The 421-nt window shown below is 62.9% G+C and carries 1 pseudogene; it reads right to left on the bottom strand.

The annotated features are described in order from the left end of the window. Positions 1-369 (bottom strand): annotated as a pseudogene (locus tag AB4Z35_RS30735) (serine--glyoxylate aminotransferase); the annotation flags it as partial. Positions 370-421: the final 52 nt, after the last annotated feature.

Consider the following 421-nt stretch of genomic DNA (forward strand, 5'->3'; position numbering starts at 1 on the left):
GTCCACGCCGTGGCGCCAGTCGCCCACCAGGAATTCCGGATTCAGGCCGAGCTTGTCGGCCATCTTCTTCCACAGCGAGGCGAAGTGGCCGGTCTCGAACATCAGCACGCGGTCGCCGGCGGAGAGCGTATTCACCAGCGCCGCTTCCCATGCGCCCGTACCGGATGCCGGATAGATCACAACCGGCTGGGCGGTCTGGAAGATCTTGCGGATGTCCGCCAGCACCTTCTTGCCGAGTTGCTGGAACTCGGGGCCGCGGTGGTCGATGGTCGGGTAGTCCATTGCGCGCAGCACGCGGTCGGGCACGTTGGTCGGACCCGGGATCTGCAGGAAGTGCCGGCCGCTGGGATGGGAGTTCAGTCGGATCATGTCGCCTCGTGTTCTTCGGTTTGAATTTTGTATTCAAAAATCGGGGATGCAC

Source organism: Pseudomonas sp. KB_15, from assembly GCF_052114525.1.
In the GTDB taxonomy this organism is placed as follows: domain Bacteria; phylum Pseudomonadota; class Gammaproteobacteria; order Pseudomonadales; family Pseudomonadaceae; genus Aquipseudomonas.